At 35.0% G+C, this 17,486-nt stretch carries 21 protein-coding genes and 1 pseudogene; 9 read left to right on the top strand and 13 right to left on the bottom strand.

What is annotated here, in order from left to right:
- The first annotated feature begins 135 nt into the window (after positions 1-135).
- A complete protein-coding gene (thiI, locus tag ACKI3D_RS04410) occupies positions 136-1,287 on the top strand; it encodes a tRNA uracil 4-sulfurtransferase ThiI (protein WP_407392537.1) in 1,152 nt (383 codons plus the stop codon).
- Positions 1,288-1,329: 42 nt separating this feature from the next.
- Here thiI and ACKI3D_RS04405 read toward each other — a convergent pair whose 3' ends face one another.
- A complete protein-coding gene (locus tag ACKI3D_RS04405) occupies positions 1,330-1,803 on the bottom strand; it encodes an LURP-one-related/scramblase family protein (protein WP_407392536.1) in 474 nt (157 codons plus the stop codon).
- Positions 1,804-1,949: 146 nt separating this feature from the next.
- Here ACKI3D_RS04405 and fbp point away from each other — a divergent pair, with 146 nt between their 5' ends.
- The gene (fbp, locus tag ACKI3D_RS04400) at positions 1,950-3,047 is read left to right on the top strand and encodes a fructose-1,6-bisphosphate aldolase/phosphatase (protein WP_407392535.1); all 1,098 of its coding nucleotides are present in this window, start codon (positions 1,950-1,952) and stop codon (positions 3,045-3,047) included.
- Positions 3,048-3,093: 46 nt separating this feature from the next.
- Here the strand turns inward: fbp and ACKI3D_RS04395 are convergent, their stop codons facing one another.
- On the bottom strand, positions 3,094-3,333 hold the full coding sequence (locus ACKI3D_RS04395) for a DUF3781 domain-containing protein (RefSeq protein ID WP_407392534.1): 240 nt from the start codon (positions 3,331-3,333) through the stop codon (positions 3,094-3,096).
- Between the two features lie 73 nt (positions 3,334-3,406).
- On the opposite strand from ACKI3D_RS04395, the gene ACKI3D_RS04390 reads away from it, so the two are divergent.
- Both ACKI3D_RS04390 and ACKI3D_RS04385 read left to right on the top strand, forming a co-directional pair.
- Complete coding sequence (locus ACKI3D_RS04390) at positions 3,407-4,516, top strand: ABC transporter permease (protein WP_407392533.1); 1,110 nt, start codon at positions 3,407-3,409, stop codon at positions 4,514-4,516.
- A 9-nt stretch (positions 4,517-4,525) separates the two neighbouring features.
- Entirely contained in the window at positions 4,526-5,224 is a 699-nt protein-coding gene (locus ACKI3D_RS04385) for an ABC transporter ATP-binding protein (protein ID WP_407392532.1), read from the top strand.
- 749 nt (positions 5,225-5,973) lie between these two features.
- Here the strand turns inward: ACKI3D_RS04385 and ACKI3D_RS04380 are convergent.
- Together ACKI3D_RS04380 and pgsA are read right to left on the bottom strand one after the other, a co-directional pair.
- Positions 5,974-6,216, bottom strand: a complete 243-nt coding sequence (locus tag ACKI3D_RS04380) for a DUF357 domain-containing protein (RefSeq protein ID WP_407392531.1) — start codon at positions 6,214-6,216, stop codon at positions 5,974-5,976.
- The gene (gene pgsA / locus ACKI3D_RS04375) at positions 6,209-6,778 is read right to left on the bottom strand and encodes an archaetidylinositol phosphate synthase (RefSeq protein ID WP_407392530.1); all 570 of its coding nucleotides are present in this window, start codon (positions 6,776-6,778) and stop codon (positions 6,209-6,211) included. Before pgsA ends, ACKI3D_RS04380 begins: the two co-directional genes overlap by 8 nt.
- Positions 6,779-6,824: 46 nt before the next feature.
- Here pgsA and ACKI3D_RS04370 point away from each other — a divergent pair, with 46 nt between their 5' ends.
- A complete protein-coding gene (locus ACKI3D_RS04370) occupies positions 6,825-7,406 on the top strand; it encodes an L-threonylcarbamoyladenylate synthase (protein WP_407392529.1) in 582 nt (193 codons plus the stop codon).
- 20 nt (positions 7,407-7,426) lie between these two features.
- On the opposite strand, the gene ACKI3D_RS04365 is transcribed toward ACKI3D_RS04370, so the two are convergent.
- Positions 7,427-8,404, bottom strand: a complete 978-nt coding sequence (locus tag ACKI3D_RS04365; RefSeq protein ID WP_407392528.1) for a hypothetical protein — start codon at positions 8,402-8,404, stop codon at positions 7,427-7,429.
- 95 nt (positions 8,405-8,499) lie between these two features.
- Between ACKI3D_RS04365 and radB the strand changes: the two genes are divergently transcribed.
- Genes radB through ACKI3D_RS04345 form a run of 4 tightly spaced genes read left to right on the top strand, consistent with a single transcriptional unit; the run spans position 8,500 to position 11,539 of the window.
- Positions 8,500-9,204, top strand: coding sequence for a DNA repair and recombination protein RadB (radB, locus tag ACKI3D_RS04360; protein WP_407392527.1), 705 nt, complete (start codon positions 8,500-8,502; stop codon positions 9,202-9,204).
- Between the two features lie 57 nt (positions 9,205-9,261).
- Positions 9,262-10,434 carry a pyridoxal phosphate-dependent aminotransferase gene (locus ACKI3D_RS04355; protein WP_407392526.1) on the top strand — a complete coding sequence of 391 codons (1,173 nt, stop codon included), beginning with the start codon at positions 9,262-9,264 and terminating at the stop codon, positions 10,432-10,434.
- The gene (locus ACKI3D_RS04350; protein WP_407392525.1) at positions 10,431-11,165 is read left to right on the top strand and encodes a DUF362 domain-containing protein; all 735 of its coding nucleotides are present in this window, start codon (positions 10,431-10,433) and stop codon (positions 11,163-11,165) included. The genes ACKI3D_RS04355 and ACKI3D_RS04350 overlap by 4 nt, the downstream gene beginning before the upstream one ends.
- Positions 11,162-11,539 (top strand): putative zinc-binding protein, encoded by a 378-nt coding sequence (locus tag ACKI3D_RS04345; RefSeq protein WP_407392524.1) that lies wholly within the window; start codon positions 11,162-11,164, stop codon positions 11,537-11,539. The genes ACKI3D_RS04350 and ACKI3D_RS04345 overlap by 4 nt, the downstream gene beginning before the upstream one ends.
- Before the next feature lie 2 nt (positions 11,540-11,541).
- Here ACKI3D_RS04345 and ACKI3D_RS04340 read toward each other — a convergent pair whose 3' ends face one another.
- The 8 genes and pseudogenes from ACKI3D_RS04340 to ACKI3D_RS04305 all read right to left on the bottom strand — a co-directional run.
- Entirely contained in the window at positions 11,542-12,108 is a 567-nt protein-coding gene (locus tag ACKI3D_RS04340; RefSeq protein ID WP_407392523.1) for a UPF0254 family protein, read from the bottom strand.
- Complete coding sequence (locus tag ACKI3D_RS04335) at positions 12,086-12,754, bottom strand: hypothetical protein (RefSeq protein WP_407392522.1); 669 nt, start codon at positions 12,752-12,754, stop codon at positions 12,086-12,088. Before ACKI3D_RS04335 ends, ACKI3D_RS04340 begins: the two co-directional genes overlap by 23 nt.
- A 4-nt stretch (positions 12,755-12,758) precedes the next feature.
- The gene (locus ACKI3D_RS04330) at positions 12,759-13,457 is read right to left on the bottom strand and encodes a Nif3-like dinuclear metal center hexameric protein (RefSeq protein WP_407392521.1); all 699 of its coding nucleotides are present in this window, start codon (positions 13,455-13,457) and stop codon (positions 12,759-12,761) included.
- A complete protein-coding gene (locus ACKI3D_RS04325; RefSeq protein ID WP_407392520.1) occupies positions 13,458-14,243 on the bottom strand; it encodes an SAM-dependent methyltransferase HcgC family protein in 786 nt (261 codons plus the stop codon). It abuts the gene before it with no gap.
- A complete protein-coding gene (locus ACKI3D_RS04320) occupies positions 14,243-14,722 on the bottom strand; it encodes a DUF3236 domain-containing protein (protein ID WP_407392519.1) in 480 nt (159 codons plus the stop codon). Before ACKI3D_RS04320 ends, ACKI3D_RS04325 begins: the two co-directional genes overlap by 1 nt.
- Positions 14,723-14,746: 24 nt before the next feature.
- Positions 14,747-15,745 (bottom strand): 5,10-methenyltetrahydromethanopterin hydrogenase cofactor biosynthesis protein HmdB, encoded by a 999-nt coding sequence (gene hmdB / locus ACKI3D_RS04315; RefSeq protein WP_407392518.1) that lies wholly within the window; start codon positions 15,743-15,745, stop codon positions 14,747-14,749.
- Between the two features lie 119 nt (positions 15,746-15,864).
- Positions 15,865-16,884 (bottom strand): 5,10-methenyltetrahydromethanopterin hydrogenase, encoded by a 1,020-nt coding sequence (gene hmd, locus ACKI3D_RS04310; RefSeq protein ID WP_407392538.1) that lies wholly within the window; start codon positions 16,882-16,884, stop codon positions 15,865-15,867.
- Between the two features lie 268 nt (positions 16,885-17,152).
- Positions 17,153-17,486 (bottom strand): annotated as a pseudogene (locus ACKI3D_RS04305) (5,10-methenyltetrahydromethanopterin hydrogenase family protein); the annotation flags it as partial.

Raw genomic sequence — 17,486 nt, 5'->3', positions numbered from 1 at the left:
AAATTGGACATTTGTGGCAATGTTTAATTTTGCATAGGCCATTCTGATTGAAATTGAAATATAGAAAAATTATATTAATCAAAAATCTTAAAAAATATATTAATGTTTTGGCGTGAATTTTAAAGAGTTGTTTGAATGAATCATGATTTAATAATTGCAAGATATGGTGAAATCGGGCTTAAAAGCCCTAAGATAAGGTCCCGTTTTGAAAAGAAATTAGTTAAAAATATTAAGGCCGCTTTTGATTGTGAAGTTGATAGAAACCAGGGAAGAATCTATATTTTCCCAAATGACTTTGATGAAGGAATCGAAAAGTTAAACAGAGTATTCGGTGTTGTTTCATACTCTCCTGCAACTTCAACCCATTCCACATATGATGAAATCGATGAAACTTTAGGACAATACACTTTGGACTTAATGGCCAGCGGAATTTTAGATGAGAATACCAAATTTGCCATTAAATGTCGTCGTGTCGGCAAGCATGATTTCACATCCCAGGAAATGGCCGCCCACTGTGGTGGTGTTGTAAGGGATAAGATTTTGGCTCCGGTTGACCTGACAAATCCTGATTTGACAATTTACGTTGAAATTAGAGATAATGATGCTTACATTTATCATGAAAAGATTAAAGGCCCAGGAGGACTGCCTTTAGCAACACAGGGAAAAGTTGTAGTGCTTTTATCAAGTGGCATAGACTCCCCTGTTGCAGCTTATATGATGATGAAAAGGGGCTGTGAAGTAATAGCTTTGCATTGCAACAATGATCCTTTCTCAGGCCCCAAAGTAACTGAACTTTTTAATCTATTGGTGGACCAGTTGAATGAATATGCAAAAGGAGTTCCAATTAAAAAGAGGGTCGTAGATTATGGAGAATATTTAACAGTTGCAAAAGAAAAGGCTCCTGAAAAGATGACCTGTGTCTTATGCAAATCCGGAATGTATAGGATTGCTGAGATGCTGGCACTTAAACTGGGCGCTGATGCTATTGTCGATGGAAGCAGCGTAGGCCAGGTTGCTTCACAGACACTGTCTAACATTCTTGCTACAAGATATGGTGTGGAAATGCCGATTTTGTCTCCATTGATTGGTTTGGATAAGGAAGAGATTACCAAAATCGCAAAAGAAATAGGCACTTTTGAAATCTCTAAAATCGATGATGGAGGATGCAGTGCAGTTCCAAGATATCCTGAAACCCGTGCTGATTTGAATAGGGTTAAAGAGGCATGTGAAAGTATGAATCAGGATGAAATACTTCAAAAGGTATTTGAAAACATTCATAGGGACTGAATTGATATTTTTCAATTCAAATCCAATAAATGTTTATACACTTTAGTCTCTTGAGCATTTTTCAGCATCTATTGCAATGACGAACATCAGGACATGTAATGCGTCCTGCGGATTAACAACATCCAAAACGTATGTGTCTGTCAGGTTCAATAGCTGTTTTCCGATTGTTGCAACCTGATTTCCATTAGAATCCTTGATGCTGTAGTTCCATTCTGTGAAATTTCCCTTTGCAGTCCAACCTAATGCATCTATGCTGTAGGATGAACCGAATAATTTGAACAGTTTCTTTTTAATGCTGCCAATTTTTTTTCCTTTTTCATGCAGTTCAAATGTTGGGGTGACGGATATGACCTTTTGATTGACTTCTCCGAGTTCATCTCCCTGTGGGCTAAATATTTTTAATTTGTGCTTTATTGCCAGCTCTCCTTTGACTTTATATGCGACGTTGCCATCTTCACTATAAACATCAAAGCTATCAAACAATGAGAACATTTTCTCTTTAAGTATAAGTTTCATAATATAGTCTCCAATTCTTTAATTACAGTCATGTTTTTTAGTTAATAAATGATTTGTAATCTAAATATCATAATAATTAAATACTATCCAAATCATAAATAATAAATGTCTAGTAAATAACTAATTTACTAATCGAGGTTATAAATATGAAAACTACTGTTAGTGTAATTAAGGCTGATATTGGAAGTGTGTCCGGACACTGTGTCGCACACCCAGAATTAATGGATATTTGTGACGAAGTTTTAAACGAAGCTTTAGAAACTGGTATCATAAAAGATTACTATATCTCCCGCTGTGGAGACGACATAGACTTAATCATGACCCACGACAAAGGTGTAGAAAACGAAGAAGTGCACAAAACTGCATATACTGCATTCATGAAAGCTACTGAAAGAGCACGTGAATTGAAATTGTACGGTGCAGGTCAAGACTTGTTATCCGATACATTCTCAGGTAACATCAAAGGTATGGGTCCTGGTGTAGCAGAAATGGAATTCGAAGAAAGGCCATCTGATCCTGTATTAATTTTCTGCTGTGACAAAACTGAACCTGGTGCATTCAACTTACCGGTTTTCAGAATCTTTGCAGACCCATTCAATACTGCAGGTCTTGTAATCGACCCATCATTGCACGATGGATTCAAATTCGAAGTATTCGACGTAATCGAACACAGAAAAGTTATCTTAAGCTGTCCTGAAGAAATGTATGACTTGCTTGCATTAATCGGTTCCACCGGAAGATACGTAATTAAAAGAGTATGGAAGAAAAATGGTGAAATCGCAGCTGCAGTAAGTACTGAAAGATTAAACTTAATGGCTGGAGAATACGTTGGTAAAGACGACCCAGTATGTATCGTAAGAGCACAATCTGGTTTCCCTGCTAACGGTGAATGTGTAGACCCATTCGCATTCCCACACATGGTAAGCGGATGGATGAGAGGATCCCACAATGGTCCAATGATGCCTGTATCCGAAGCAGAAGCAAATCCAATCAGATTCGACGGACCACCTAGAGTAGTCGGATTAGGTTTCCAAGTAGCTAACGGTGAATTAATCGGTCCTGTAGACTTATTCGATGACCCTGCATTTGACCCAACCCGTGAACAAGCTGCTAAAATTGCAACTTACATCAGAAGACACGGTCCATTCGAACCTCACAGATTACCATCTGAAGAAATGGAATACACTTCACTTCCTGGTGTAATGGAAAAATTAGAATCCAGATTCGAAGACATGGATGATTAAACTTAAAGAGATTTCAAATCTCTTCTTTTTTTTACTTTTTTTAAAATTAGTTTTTGTGTGCAGTAATTATTGTAAAACTTCTTGAATTAATGGTTATTATGCAATCATCAACAGTAACATAATAGTTTTTACCCTCTTTTGTAACTACTGATTCATCTTTTTCAAGCTTTGAAATACAGTAGCTAACAGGTTCATCATCAATTCCCAAATTTTTCTGTATTCTTCCAACGCCCATTTCAGTGGTATGAATCTTGTCGACATTTTCCAAAAGTACTTTCTTATGCATTTTAATACCTCATTTTTGCATCTTAGTCAATGCTGTAATTACTTATTTATATATTACTCTCCTATTTAGTATTATGTCATTTTTAAAATTCATTCTTAAAAATCCATTCAGGAGAAAGAATAGCGCAATTCTTGCTATTGTGGGAATTGCTATTGGAATAATTGTTATTGTTGCTCTTGGTGGAATCACAGACGGTTTGGTCAATACCTTTGAAGATACAATTCATGCGGGAGGTGCTGACTTTTCGATTTCCGGAAAGGAAACTGGGGATTCAGCTTATGGAACCAATACCATCGATGCAAACTGGACAGATAAGATAGCAAACGTCACTGGGGTGGAGGAGGCATATCCTATTTATGTTGTCCTGACTTCGGTTGGCGATGATTATATGAATACCTTAATCGGTATTGATCCCGAAGGAACTACATTGGCTGATATTTCAATGAAAGAAGGTAGAATTTTCAAGGACAATGCATCTGAAGCGATTCTTGGTGAAATATATGCTGATGACAATGACTATAAAGTAGGGGACAATATCAAGATTGACGGTGAGGACTTTGAGATTGTAGGAATTTATGAAACTGGAGACCAGAACATGGCGGGAGGTGTATTCACATCAATCTCAAAAGTTGGCGACCTGATGGATGACGATGATTCAATCTCAAACATTTATGTTAAGGTAGAAAAAGGTCAGGATCCTCAGGAGGTTGCCGACAGGATTGATGAGAAATACGGTGATGACATTGCAACAATCACATCAGTCATGGAAATGCAGCAGATGGGGGATATGCTGAACATGCTTAAAGCATCCACATGGGCAATATCACTTCTTGCCATTGTCGTTGGAGGCCTTGGAATCATCAACACAATGCTGATGAGCGTGTTTGAGAGAACCCGTGAAATCGGTGTTTTAAAGGCAGTCGGATGGTCAGACAAAAGGATTCTTGGAATGATTGTTGGGGAATCTTTGGTAATTACAATAGTTTCGGCCATCATAGGCTCCCTAATAGGATTTGGAGCATGCACACTTTTGGCTCCTCAAATGGGATTTTCTCCATTGTTCACTCCAAAAATATTTATTCAGGCTTTTGCAATAGCTATTTTGGTTGGAATCATTGGTGGGCTTTACCCTGCAATCAAAGCGGTTAAATTGCCTCCAACAGAGGCATTGAGGTATGAGTGAGGTGAAAATATGAATGCAGTTGAAATCAAAGATTTGTATAAAAGTTATGAAGATGGAAAAATCAAGGCATTGAATGGTGTAAACCTCACAATTGAAGACGGGGAATTTGTCTCAATCATCGGTCCGTCAGGTTCCGGTAAATCAACTTTATTGAATATGCTCGGTGCGCTTGACATTCCCGATTCTGGAAGCATCAATGTTGCAGGCCATGATTTGAAAACATCCAAAAAACTCAATGAGTTCAGGGCGGAAAGTATTGGTTTCATTTTCCAGTTGCACAACCTGATTCCAAACATCTCTGTTGTGGAAAATGTTGAAATTCCAATGTATACCCAGAAGTTATCTTCTAAAGAGATGAGAAGTAAAGCATTGAAACTCTTGGATGATGTTGGCCTTGAAGACAAGGCAGGCATAAAACCGAACAAGTTATCTGGTGGTGAACGTCAGAGGGTAGCTATTGCCCGGGCACTGGCCAATGAACCATCAATAATATTGGCAGATGAACCAACAGGATCACTGGATTCAAAGACAAGTAGTAAAATCCTTAAGCAGTTAATCGATTTGCATGAAGATAAGAATGTAACATTGATAATTGTAACTCATGATATGGATGTAGCCAAACTTGCAGATAGAGTTATCGAAGTTTTGGATGGTGAGATAATATCTGCCGGTGATGAATCCTTGATTAACAGTAAGATTGATGTGTAATCTTACTTAATCTTTTTCATTTTTGTTATAAAACAAATTTTTAATCTTCTTTTTTGTTATTTTTCTTTTTTTAGGAACACAATAAGTTTTCATCTTAAAAATTTATTTGCTGATGGAGAATTAGATAAAAATTCAGTTGTTCGGAAAATTCGAACAACTGCTTCGGATGGCAAATCATATAAATAATTTCTATAATTTAGATGCAATTATCTCAGTAGTTACAGTGCTAACTCTAAAAACGCAACATGCGAGGGTGATAGCTAAAAGATTAACATCGACTTGATAAATTGGAGCAGTCCTAATGGAAAAATCATATTGAGTGATGTTGTAATTTCTAGAAATATAGGGTAATCCAAGATAGAAATTATCAGTCCGATTTTGATAATCTTATTATTGAAGTTAAAAAATTTGAGGGTCTATGATTATACCTTATGAATTTTTGGTTAATAATTAAGAATTAATTTTATAAAACTATTTTATTTTATTTTAGAAAATAGTATTGTATATAAAACTATTAATTAGAACTGGTGAAAATATGGTTCAACTGATTATAATTTACCCATGTTCTGTAAGTTTTCATACTTTTTAAAATCTAAAGGGATTCAAAAATCATTCATTTCAATGAAAAATAAATCATTAATTATTAGAATCCTATTTTTTTGCATATTTTGAAAATTTCAATTGTTCAGATTTTCCGAACACTTCAAATTATAGTTGATTTTTTAAAGAGGAGATGGCTGTTAAAAATATTAAATGATTCCATGAATCATCCTTAAGGCATCCAATAGGCCGTGGCTGTATTCAATACAACCGAATGCAGTCCTCATATCTCCTTTTTCCAGATAATATTTTGAATCGTTCCAATAGTCGATAGCTCTGTCATAAACTTCCTTTTCCTTTCCTTCAAAGGTGATTTCGGCTACTTGATTCAGATTTCTTTCCAATTTTGCAATATCCTTTGCTATTTTTTCGGGACTTTCCAATTCAGTCATTTAGCTGCCTCCAAACATGTAAAACTCTTTGTCCAACTGTAAAGTATGACAAGATTACTAAAATGTAGATGATGTATGTAAAGTAGATATCTCCTGCGAAATATCCGATTATTGCTCCAATCATTAAGATAATCATACGGACTGCCCTTTCAGCAATTCCAACGTTGCAGTCGACGCCCTGTGATTCTGCCCTTGCCCTCACATAGCTGACACAGATTGCTGAGTGAATTGCCAAGATGCCAACAAACCAGTCGCAGTAGCCTCCGAATATGATTCCGATGTAGATTATTGCATCGGCAAATCTGTCCATAGTTGAGTCCAGAAATGCTCCGAATTTGGATGCTTTGTTATGGTATCTTGCAACTGCACCGTCAACAACATCCAGAAATCCAGAAGCTAGAATTGCAACCGTTCCCAAAATCAATAGGTGATTTGCAAAGCCCCATGCTGCAAGAACCGCAACGAATGGGGAAATTACAGTAACGATATTCGGATTTATGTCCAGTCTACTTGCAACCGGGTTTAAAATTTTTGTTAAAAATGGTCTTAAACTTTGAAGCATAATTTATATTAAATATCTCATACAATATAATTGTTAGGTAAGTTAAATGAAGATAATAAAAACAAGCATTGATAAGTTTGATGAAAACATAATTAATGAAGCCATAAAAATATTGGCTGACGGGGGAGTTGTATTGTATCCGACCGATACAGTTTACGGTTTGGGAGCCAATATTTTTGAAAAGAAAGCTGTTAAAAGAGTTTTCGATATTAAGCAGAGAAGTTATCTGAAGCCTTTGTCAATACTTGTCAGTGATGTTGGTGCAATTGATCTGGTTGCTAAAGCCTCACTGTCTCAAAAGGAGATTATAAACAGTTATCTTCCAGGTCCTTACACATTCATTTTAAATAAAAGAAATATTGTTCCAAGAACTGTAACTGGCGGATTAAACAATGTCGGTGTCAGAGTACCAGATTGTGAAATAGCCTGCAGGTTGGCCAGCATATTTCCGATAACGACCACCAGCGCAAATATTTCAGATGATGAAATGCTCTCAAATCCTGAAGAAATTTTAGGCCAGCTTGATTGTGAAGTGGATTTGGTAATTGATGTTGGTGATTTAAATTCAAATAAGGCATCATCAATCATTGATCTGTCTGGTTTTAATCCAAGAATTTTACGAAAATAAAAAAAGGAAAAGATTAAAGGTTAATCTTTTCTACGCATTGCCGCAGCTACAATTGCTGCAACAGCAATAACGACTATTAAAAGAAATATTGGATTTCCCACAGTTTGTATTATCTTTTTGATAGTGTCATTTTGTGGGGTGTCGTCAGTTGTATTGTTGATGTGCTTTACAGTGGTCTTGTTAATGATGGTTGTGTTGTTTTCATTAACGATGACTGTGTTTGTTTTATTGATTATGGTTTTGTTTGTTTCATTGACGATTGTTTCTTCATTGCCGGATTCGGTTTTATCCTCTTTTTCATTAGTTTTATTGTTATCCGGTTCGGTAGTTTTTTCATCTTCATTAACAGTATCGTTATTGTCTTCAGCAGCGATAGTATCATTGTCGCTTGAATCTTCACTTACTGCCTCTTCATCGGAAGTGTCATTTTCACTAGCTCCTATGACATCTTCCGTTTCTACAGTTCTCAATGAAACACTATAAGCAATGCAATCTGATTTGTCTTCATTTGCAGAAGTTAAGTGTTCAAAGGTAAATGTTGCTTCAGTAGTATTGTCAATCTCTTCTACTGCCTCATTTCCAATAGTTTCATCTGAGTTCAACACTTCGGAGATTACATCATCACTTTTGCTTTGGTAAGATCCATCAACAAAACTGGTTACAATGGATTCAATATCATTTTCCCGATTTTGTTTGTAGCATTCTATAATTGCCAATTTGATATAATTTTCAAGAGCAGGGTCACTTTCAGAACCCACTGTATATCCATCTTCACTAGTTATGGCATCTTTTGCCAAATCAAGGCAAAATCCGGTAAATCCATCACTAAAGGTGATTTGATTGCCTGAAATTGCGGTTGGCATAATGTAGTTTGTCATGCCGATAGTTTCTTCAGCCAATTCTAAAGTTTCATTGGTTTCATTGTCTGCTGAAACTATCCCTAAGCAAGTAATTGAAATAAGGATTACAATCAATGCTAAAAGTATCTTGTTATTCATAAAATCTACTCCTTTTCAAGTTAGTTGTTAATATTTAAATAGGAGAATATAAACTTTTCAATATTTTTATATTTTATAAGGAACAATATTGTATCATGAAAGTATTAGCTAATTTTGAAGATAATCATAAAATTCCTTCCAATTCATCTTTAGATGCGATGTTGGGTGGAGGTTTTGAAAAAGGTACAATTACCCAAATATTTGGCCCTCCAAGTTCCGGTAAAAGTAATATAACATTAGCATTAGCAGTTAATGTTGCAAAAAACGGTAAAAAAGTTATTTACATGGATACTGAAGGAGGAATATCAATTGATAGGATAAAACAAATTGCGGGATCTGATTTTTCAAGAGTAGCTAATAATATAATCGTCTTTGAACCAACAAGTTTTCAAGAGCAGAATGACATGTTGAGGTCAATTGACGTTTGGCTTAGAAAAAACCATAATGATGTGGATTTAATTGTTCTGGATTCGGCTGTAGCCTTGTATAGAGTTGATGATATGAAATCCGCTAAGCTGAATAAGGAATTGGGTAAGCAGATGGGTCTTTTGTCTAAAATTGCAAGACAATACGATGTTTCTGTAGTATTAACAAATCAAATCTACAATGCATTTGATGATGAAGGAAATAATGATATTAAGGCTGTTGGAGGAACAATCTTGCAGTACTGGAGTAAAGTTATAATCCAACTTGAGCGTGGAGATGAAGTCAATCAAAGAATAGCTACTTTAAGGCGCCACAGAAGTATTCCTGAAGGGAGGCAAGCCGTTTTTTCAATAACTTCAAATGGTATAATTTAGGTAATTTTATTAATAATTAAAAATAAATATTTATTTTACAATTGTTTGAGTGATATTATGAGGGATAAGGATTTTGATATTAAAAACCCAAGAAAAAAGTTTAAAAAAACTGAAAGGGTGCCTCCAAAAGGTTATGATAATGCAAATGACTTTTTTGAGGACATGTATATGGACAAAGACATGATTTGGATGGGTCAAAACACCAACCATTTACATGGAGATACAATAGCTAATGCCATGATTGATGCCATTCGTGAAAAGACTTTCTGTCGTTATCCTGCCCCTGAAGGATTCAGCGAACTTAAACAATTAATTTTAGATGATTTAGATTTAGAAGATTTTGAAGTTCTATTAACTTCAGGAGCAACCGAATCTCTATATTTATGTATGCAAGCTCTTTTAGAACCAGAGGACAATGTGATTTTATCAGACCCGGGATATTTCATCATTGGTGACTTTGCAAACAGATTTGCAGGTGAAGTAAGATATGTTCCGATTTACTATCCTGAAAATAACTATAAATTGACTCCGGATCTTTTACGTGAAAACATGGATGAAAATACTCGCATGGTCATTTTAATTGATCCATTAAACCCGCTTGGTTCCTCATATACTGAAGATGAATTAAAAGAATTTGCAGAAATTGCAATTGAAAATGATTTATACTTATTGCATGATATAACTTACAAAGACTTTGCAAGAGAGCATTTCCTTGTAGAAAACTATGCTCCTGGCCAAACATTAACAATCTACAGCTTTTCAAAAATATTTGGAATGGCAGGTTTAAGAATTGGTGGAGTAGTCTCATCAAAACCAATAATCGATGCCATTAAAAATGCTGTTATCAATGATTTGGGAGTAAACATCATTTCACAATATGGTGCAATTGCAGGTCTTAAATCAAAACCTGAATGGTTTGACGAAATGAGAGAGATTTGTTTTGAAAACCAAAGGTTAATCAAGGAAATGGTTGACACTGTTGATGGAGTATTCCTGCCTGTCTATCCGTCAGATGCGAATATGATGGCAGTTGATTTGTCTGGAGCAGGAATAAATCCGAAGGAAATGTCAAACTATTTGATTCAACATAAATTATTCACAAGGGAAGGAGAATACACTTCTGAAGAATTTGGTGACAGATACTTGCGTATTAGTTTCTCAATTCCAACAGAACAAATCAAAGTATTCTGCGAAGAATTCCCTAAAGCTGTTGAAGCTTTAAGAAAATGATTGATACTGTTTTTGAGGGGTTTAGATACCACAAACCTCTTCCTAATTTTTATAAAATTGAAAATCCTCAAAATCCTAAAAGGGAAATTTCAGAGGATTTGCTTTTTAAATTGGTTGAACTAGCTGAAAAATATAATTTTACAGGATTGAGCTATTCAAAATTATCTGAAGATGTTAAAAAAGATTTAAACATTGATTTCGATAATGTAATTATTTTTAAGTTTTTAATGGGCGATGAACTTCTAAAGATGGAGCCTTCCCGTCAGAAAGGAAAATTGATGGATGAGGAGTTTCAGGAATATGGAGTTCATGTTTATGAATTCGCCGATTTCTTAAGGGAAAATGGTTTTAATGCGGATTTATTGCATCCTTTGGATGATAACTTAAGCCTTAGGGCAATTGCTTTGCAATCAAACGACTGTGTCATTACAAGAAGCAACATGTGTTTGTTTAAGGATGGCTTGAACATGGGCTTTTTCATGATTCACACATCAATAGACAATCTGCCTTTTAAAAGTGAAAATGACATGCTATGGGTTAGGGATTTCTGCTCAACATGTGGTGTTTGCATTGAGAGATGTCCGAAAGAGGCATTTGATGAAAATGAAAAACTGTTAAGGAAAGTCTGCACAGCACACAGGGAAGGTTGCAATGAGTGTATTTTAAAGTGTCCCTTTTATAAAAGAGGTTATGATAAAGTTAAAAAAAGATATGGGAGAATGAAAAAATGAGTGATAAGATAGCTTTAGTTTCATGTAGTGGATTAAGTCCATTAGGTTTAGTCGTAAGAGCTGCCAGTGTAGAATTGGCATTGGAAAAAGATAATATTGTTGCAGCATGCATTACAGAGTACTCCGCTCAGCCAAACAACTGTTCACCGATATTGGATGATGCAAAAATAGTAACCATTACTGGTTGCGGTGATGACTGTGCATCAGTAATTCTAAAAGATAAAGATATTGATGCAATTATGAATATTTCTGCAGATGCGGTTGTAAAAGCTTATGATTTAAACCCATTGGATGCAGTTCGCCTCGATGAAGACGGTGAAAAAGCTGTTGGTGTGTTAAAGAAATATATTTTGAATGAACTTGAAAGGATATAGGATTATTTTTCATATTCTTTAATTTCAATATTTTCTAAAGATTCAATTTTGTCAAGTTCACCATTTAAAAGCAGTAAAATTATTTCCAATGTTTTTCTAATTCCATCTTCAGATCTTTGGAATAAGTTTTCGCTATTATTTTCACATAAGTCAGCATAAACGTCAGTAGTTGTCAATATTTCATATTCATCAGTAATTATGCATATTCCGCCACGCCCAACTCCTGCCGTAGTTCCAATAGCCATATCGCAGTTGCTTAAATCTTTTACAGCTTGAGCCATTATTCTACTTACTTTTTTATCCCCTTTTTCATCATAAACTTTGATTCCTTTAATAAGTTTATCTGGTTTGGGAGGATTTTCAACATTTAAAATCTTTTCAACGGCTTCAATTGTGGGAATAAACAAACTGCATGTCACGCTAAGTTCATTATAGTCAAAATCACCATATTCTTTTGGATTGTTAATATATTCGCATCCAAAGTTACCATTGTAATTTTGGGCTAGTGCATGGAGTTCCCTTCCAATCTTTCCATGAGTGAAACACTCAGCTGTCGCTATTTTTATCATTTTGATCTCTCAATAATTTCAAAGCATTCATGGTAATGATTTTTGCAACTTCATCTAATGTGTAAGGAGTAACTGGCTCATTATCTCTAATTAACTTGTTTGTTGTTAAAATTAAATGATTTTCAGTTATTCCTTCTTTTCTTAATTCTTCAACAGCAGGATTTGAATCATCATATTCTGAAATATCTTTGATTTCAATATTTTCATCTCCAAAACCAAATATTCCTGCAGTTCCAATTGTTTTAGCCCCTCTTGCATGTGCATGTCTAATAATGTTGGCTGCAGTAGGGATTGTATTTCCTCCGGCAATTACAATAATTACCACATCACCTTCAATCAAATCAAGATTATCTTCTGTAATATATTCAGGATAGCTTAAAACTTTTCTAAATTCTTCTTTATGGGTACAGATTTTTTTTAAGAAGTCTGGTTTATTTTTTCCTTCTTCTGCTCCAAGAAGTGTGAAGATCACATCTCCTCCATCAATTTTTTGACCATCAAAAGCACCAATTATTTTAGGTCCTCCTCTGTGGACTTGAATCAAATTAATTCCAATCCTCAAACCCAGTCTTCCACAACCAATCAAATCAATTCGTCCATTGGGGATTTGCTTATCTTCCATTTTCTTAATTTCATCATCTGCCATGTTATCACTTCAAGTCTTCTATAGGTCTTTTATCAATTATTTCAATGTTAATGTCGAGTTCTTTTAAGACATCCTTAAGCGCATATAATCCTGGAATTTCGCTTTCATGATGTTTCAAATCAATTAAGGTAATTTCTAAATTTTTTGCAAGAATTGCAGTTTCCTGGGTCAAATCTCCAGAAATCAGAATATCCAAATTTTTGTTTTTTGATAATATGATGTAATCTGGATTTTTAAGCCCAAAACCCGATATGATTCCGACTTTGTTTATTGGTGTTTCGTCATCTAAATCATTTACGATTCTCACGTTTTTAAAATTATCCAATATAATGCTTTTTAAATCACCAAACGTCTTGTTCGATTCACAAATTCTTCCAATGTGGGTGTCGCTATCAAGATAATCAATTACATCCAAATCCAAGGTATCTGCTAGCGCTTCATTAGCACCACCATCAATTATATCCCAATTAGAATGAATTGTGTAGGTAGGTGTTTTTGGACTGAATAATGGGGGATGGTGGGTGATTATTAAAGTATTTTCATAATACTCATCGTCTTCAGGCAGCAAATCCATATAAACTTTAATTGTTGCGATGTCCTGTTCCAAATCATAATCTTTTTTAAATCCAACTTCATCGCTTTTTAATGCTAATGATTTAGGTATTTTTTCATCAATGTATTCTATAATTTCTTTAAGTTTCATTCAAATCATTTCTGAGTTTATTTTATCCATCTCTTCTCTTATTAATTCATCCAAGTTGAACGGATTAATGGTTGATACTTTAAAAGCATTTGTATCTGTAAGTTCAATAAATCTATCAATGTCTTTTTCTTTAAAAATAACTTCTTCAAAAAAGCCCATCTCGCAAGCACAATAAAGAACTCCTTCCTTTTTAAGGAATTCATTTAACAAATTAGTTAAAATGCCAATTGTCAGAGTCATGGTCCCGGATGTTTTTGTATTAATCCCTTTTGTTTTTATAACTGCTTTGTTCAGTGATTTGACTGCATTCAATCTTTCATAAATGTTGTTCTTTTCACCTAAAAGGGCGTCGTTATCTTCAGCTACTGGGTCTTCAATAATAAACGCTTCAACATTGAATTTTGATGATTGCTCCACATTAATTCCGCCAAAACCAGTTGTATCAATAACAACGTCACCTGAATATATCAAATCGAGATTAGATGAGAATTTTACCTTGTTTTTTAGCTGTCCTCCAATATGGGTGTATAATAATTTTTCTAAATGAGGGTAAATGTCAATCAATGTGATGTTTTCATATTTTTCGCTTAATCTTTTAACAATCCCAACACCGGTAAAATATGTTCCAATAACTATTATTTTAGTGTCTGAAGCAATATTTAGCTTTTCCATATAATCAAAAACGCCTTCTGACTTTTTTGAAATAATTTCATTAAAAATATCAACTAATTTAGTTTCAGATTTAATTGTAAATACTTCTGAAGTTATTCCTGTATCGACATTCATTATTCAACCTTCTTAAAACCAATTTTTTCAAGCGCCTCACAGGCTTCTTCATAAACGGCATCTTCAATTGTCTTTTTATGGATTAAATGTGAAGGTGAAGTTCCGGCTGTCAGTATCCTTCCTTTATTGTCAATAAAAATAAGCAATGAACCTGATCCGGGGATTCCTAAACGCCCTCTAGCTATTATTAAATCAGCATCACTTTGATCAAGGGCCATATATGCTTTTGCAAGAGCTGGAATTCTACTGGTATCTGCAGTATTTGTGTTTATCTGGAGTATTTTAGCTTCAGGCAACCCATAATCTTTTAAAACATTATTCAATACTTCTACTTTTATCCCATTCTTATTTGGAATATATATCTTTTGAGCATTTTTTATGTATTCCTGAATTTCTGCTATTTCTTCAAGAGTGTCTCCTAATCTAGTATTGTTTCTAGATTCTTCAAATGCGTTTTTTATCATCCTTTCAAATGCCATGTTATCATATCTTAAAAAGAGTGATTATATAGTTTGAGGTATTAAGTCTAATTTTTCGATAACATTAACAACTTCGGCATAATTGCCGTATTCAGGTGAACCTACTCCCTTAACTTCATGAGGATAATTGTCTGCAATAACTGTTGCCAGATTATTTGCACCTGCTTTAAGTGAAAATTCCACATTTTCAGGCCCAACTGTTGGAGTTGGCATTGTGATGGTGATTTCCGGATACATTATTCTAGTTATTGCAACCATTTTCAGTTGTTCGATTAGTGGAAATGCCGGCCAATCCGCCATGGGTGTGCCTTCATATGGATTGAAACCCATTATTGGAATTTCCTCTAATGTTTTAAAGTTAGATAAGTATCGTAAATGTTTTATTCTATCTTCTTTACTTTCGCCAAGTCCTAAAAGCAGTCCTGATGATAATCCGACTCCCGCATCACTTACCCTTTTGCAGGTCAGTATCCTTTGGTCTAGTGAGTCTCCAGGTTTTCTTTGATAGAATACGTCTTCGTTTATTGTTTCCAAATTGCAGCAAATTGTGTCTGCACCTAGTTCAGCTAAATCTTGCACGGATTTTTCAGTTAAATCTCCACCAACATTGACAAGAATCTCTAGATTGGAGTTTTCTTTCACGATTTTACAGGCATTCACTGCTTGCTTTCCTTTGTAACCATATCCTCCAGAACAACTTACGCGAGGAATATGTGCTTCTTGGATAGATTTTATTGCGGTTAAAATTTCATCATTAGATTTGTAGAATGCATTGTAATATCCTTTTTCCGAGGTTTCTTCTGCAAATCCACAATATTCGCATCTAGGTTGGATTTGGCATTTATTTGTAAGATGAACAGTGGAAGTTAATTTAATCATTTTTGATTGATTATCTCTTATATCGCAGGCTATCTTGAATAATTTTTCTAAATCTTCATCATTCTCGATATTTAACAATTCTAAAAATTCTTCATCACTCAATTCTTGTCCTTGTCTTGCTTTATTTAAAATTTCATCAATCAATTTTACACCAACTTTATTAATATATAATCTGTAACTTAACTTATTTTTTAATGGCTATTATTCATAACAATTAAAAAATAAGTTAAATTAATTGTTGGAATTAATCCAACAATTTAAACTTATTCTTGTTCGTCTTTACCTAAATAATCTAACATAGTAGGTACAAGTTCTGCTAAGGAACCGAAGTTCATTGAGTCTGCAGTACCTAATAATGCAGCTGGGTTTAAAGCTTCATCCATTTTGTCGATGCCTTCATCTTGCATTAATTTGGTTACGTTGGATAATGCTTCATATGCCATGCTTTGTGCGAATCCTGCAGGTGCGCCTAAGATTTGGGTTACTGTGTCTCTGTAAGCTAAAATACCTGCGTAGGTGATTGCGGTTACTGCGGAACACATGTCACATACTGGTCCAACCATGTTTGCTGGTAATGTGAATGCGGATCCTCTTGCTTTAGTACCTAAGTCCATTAAAGTATCGATGGATGCTTGGTCTGCGAATCCTTCTGCAATGTAAACTTGACCTTTCATTTCAGGTACTGCACCTGGGTGGTAGGAAGCTACGTTTACGTTTTTGCCTAAGTCTTCGAAGATTTTGTTTAATCCAGGAGTTGGGATGGTACATGCGTGGGTTACGATTGCACCGTCTTTGATATCATCTGCGAAGTTTTTGATGATGTCAGGTTGCATTCCTCCTTCTGGTAACCAGGTCATTACCCAGTCAGCGTCAGCTACTGCTTCGGAGTCGTCAGTTACACATTTCATACCTAAGTCTTCTGGGTGGGTAAAGTGGATTGCACCTTTAGATGGTTTTGGTACGGTTTCTGCTAATTCTCCTACTTTTGCTCTGATTGCTGGCATTACGTCTTCTGGGTTTCCTGCTTTGTGAGCTGCGATTACTTCTGCATAGTCGAAGTCGTCTACTACTGTGAATTCTCCGTCGAATATTGGGTCGGATACTACTACTTCGTCTACTCCAGCTAATTCTAATAATTCTGCACCCATTTCGATTGTTGAGTGGGTCATGGAAATGTTTTCTTTTCCGGTTGCTTCTGCAACTTCACAAGCTCTTGAGAAGTTGGTAATTCCACTTGCAGCGTGTGTTCTGTAACATCCTGCACCTAAAATTGCTACTTTCATCTTTTTATTTTCAACAGTTTCTTTAACAGCTTCAACTTCTTCTTTTACTTCCTCTTCAACAATTTTTGCGTCAACACTTTTAGGTGCACTACTTGCACCGAAAATTTTTTTAAGTTTTTCTAACATTTTTAACACCAATCTCCAATTTTAATAAGTATGATTATCTTAACTTATTTTTTAATGGTTATTTCAGGGGGTAACGATTAAAAAATAAGTTAAATTAATTGTTGGAATTAATCCAACAATTAAAACTTATTGTGTTTTATTCTTATTTTCCTAAGTATTCAAGTACTGTAGGTACAATTTCTGCTAAGGAACCGAAGTTCATTGAGTCTGCGGTACCTAATAATGCAGCTGGGTTTAAAGCATCATCTATTTTGTCGATGCCTTCATCTTGCATTAATTTGGTTACGTTGGACAATGATTCGAATGCCATGCTTTATGCGAATCCTGCAGGTGCTCCTAAGATTTGGGTTACAGTGTCTCTGTAAGCTAAAATACCTGCGTAGGTGATTGCGGTTACTGCGGAACACATGTCACATACTGGTCCAACCATGTTTGCTGGTAATGTGAATGCGGATCCTCTTGCTTTAGTACCTAAG

It is taken from the genome of Methanobrevibacter sp. (assembly GCF_045586545.1).
Classification (GTDB): domain Archaea; phylum Methanobacteriota; class Methanobacteria; order Methanobacteriales; family Methanobacteriaceae; genus Methanocatella.
Note: the sequence above shows the minus strand (reverse complement) of the source record. Positions and strands in the feature narration are given on the sequence as shown.

Bases quoted from the DNA above. Each gene is read 5' to 3' on its own strand.
- ACKI3D_RS04345 (WP_407392524.1), top strand. From the start codon at position 11,162: ATGAGTGATAAGATAGCTTTAGTTTCATGTAGTGGATTAAGTCCATTA.
- ACKI3D_RS04365 (WP_407392528.1), bottom strand. From the start codon at position 8,404: ATGAATAACAAGATACTTTTAGCATTGATTGTAATCCTTATTTCAATT.
- ACKI3D_RS04350 (WP_407392525.1), top strand. From the start codon at position 10,431: ATGATTGATACTGTTTTTGAGGGGTTTAGATACCACAAACCTCTTCCT.
- ACKI3D_RS04335 (WP_407392522.1), bottom strand. From the start codon at position 12,754: ATGGCAGATGATGAAATTAAGAAAATGGAAGATAAGCAAATCCCCAAT.
- ACKI3D_RS04320 (WP_407392519.1), bottom strand. From the start codon at position 14,722: ATGGCATTTGAAAGGATGATAAAAAACGCATTTGAAGAATCTAGAAAC.
- ACKI3D_RS04330 (WP_407392521.1), bottom strand. From the start codon at position 13,457: ATGAAACTTAAAGAAATTATAGAATACATTGATGAAAAAATACCTAAA.
- ACKI3D_RS04390 (WP_407392533.1), top strand. From the start codon at position 3,407: ATGTCATTTTTAAAATTCATTCTTAAAAATCCATTCAGGAGAAAGAAT.
- ACKI3D_RS04405 (WP_407392536.1), bottom strand. From the start codon at position 1,803: ATGAAACTTATACTTAAAGAGAAAATGTTCTCATTGTTTGATAGCTTT.
- fbp (WP_407392535.1), top strand. From the start codon at position 1,950: ATGAAAACTACTGTTAGTGTAATTAAGGCTGATATTGGAAGTGTGTCC.
- pgsA (WP_407392530.1), bottom strand. From the start codon at position 6,778: ATGCTTCAAAGTTTAAGACCATTTTTAACAAAAATTTTAAACCCGGTT.
- ACKI3D_RS04355 (WP_407392526.1), top strand. From the start codon at position 9,262: ATGAGGGATAAGGATTTTGATATTAAAAACCCAAGAAAAAAGTTTAAA.
- radB (WP_407392527.1), top strand. From the start codon at position 8,500: ATGAAAGTATTAGCTAATTTTGAAGATAATCATAAAATTCCTTCCAAT.
- ACKI3D_RS04340 (WP_407392523.1), bottom strand. From the start codon at position 12,108: ATGATAAAAATAGCGACAGCTGAGTGTTTCACTCATGGAAAGATTGGA.
- ACKI3D_RS04395 (WP_407392534.1), bottom strand. From the start codon at position 3,333: ATGCATAAGAAAGTACTTTTGGAAAATGTCGACAAGATTCATACCACT.
- ACKI3D_RS04380 (WP_407392531.1), bottom strand. From the start codon at position 6,216: ATGACTGAATTGGAAAGTCCCGAAAAAATAGCAAAGGATATTGCAAAA.
- ACKI3D_RS04385 (WP_407392532.1), top strand. From the start codon at position 4,526: ATGAATGCAGTTGAAATCAAAGATTTGTATAAAAGTTATGAAGATGGA.
- ACKI3D_RS04370 (WP_407392529.1), top strand. From the start codon at position 6,825: ATGAAGATAATAAAAACAAGCATTGATAAGTTTGATGAAAACATAATT.
- ACKI3D_RS04325 (WP_407392520.1), bottom strand. From the start codon at position 14,243: ATGAATGTCGATACAGGAATAACTTCAGAAGTATTTACAATTAAATCT.
- hmd (WP_407392538.1), bottom strand. From the start codon at position 16,884: ATGAAAGTAGCAATTTTAGGTGCAGGATGTTACAGAACACACGCTGCA.
- thiI (WP_407392537.1), top strand. From the start codon at position 136: ATGAATCATGATTTAATAATTGCAAGATATGGTGAAATCGGGCTTAAA.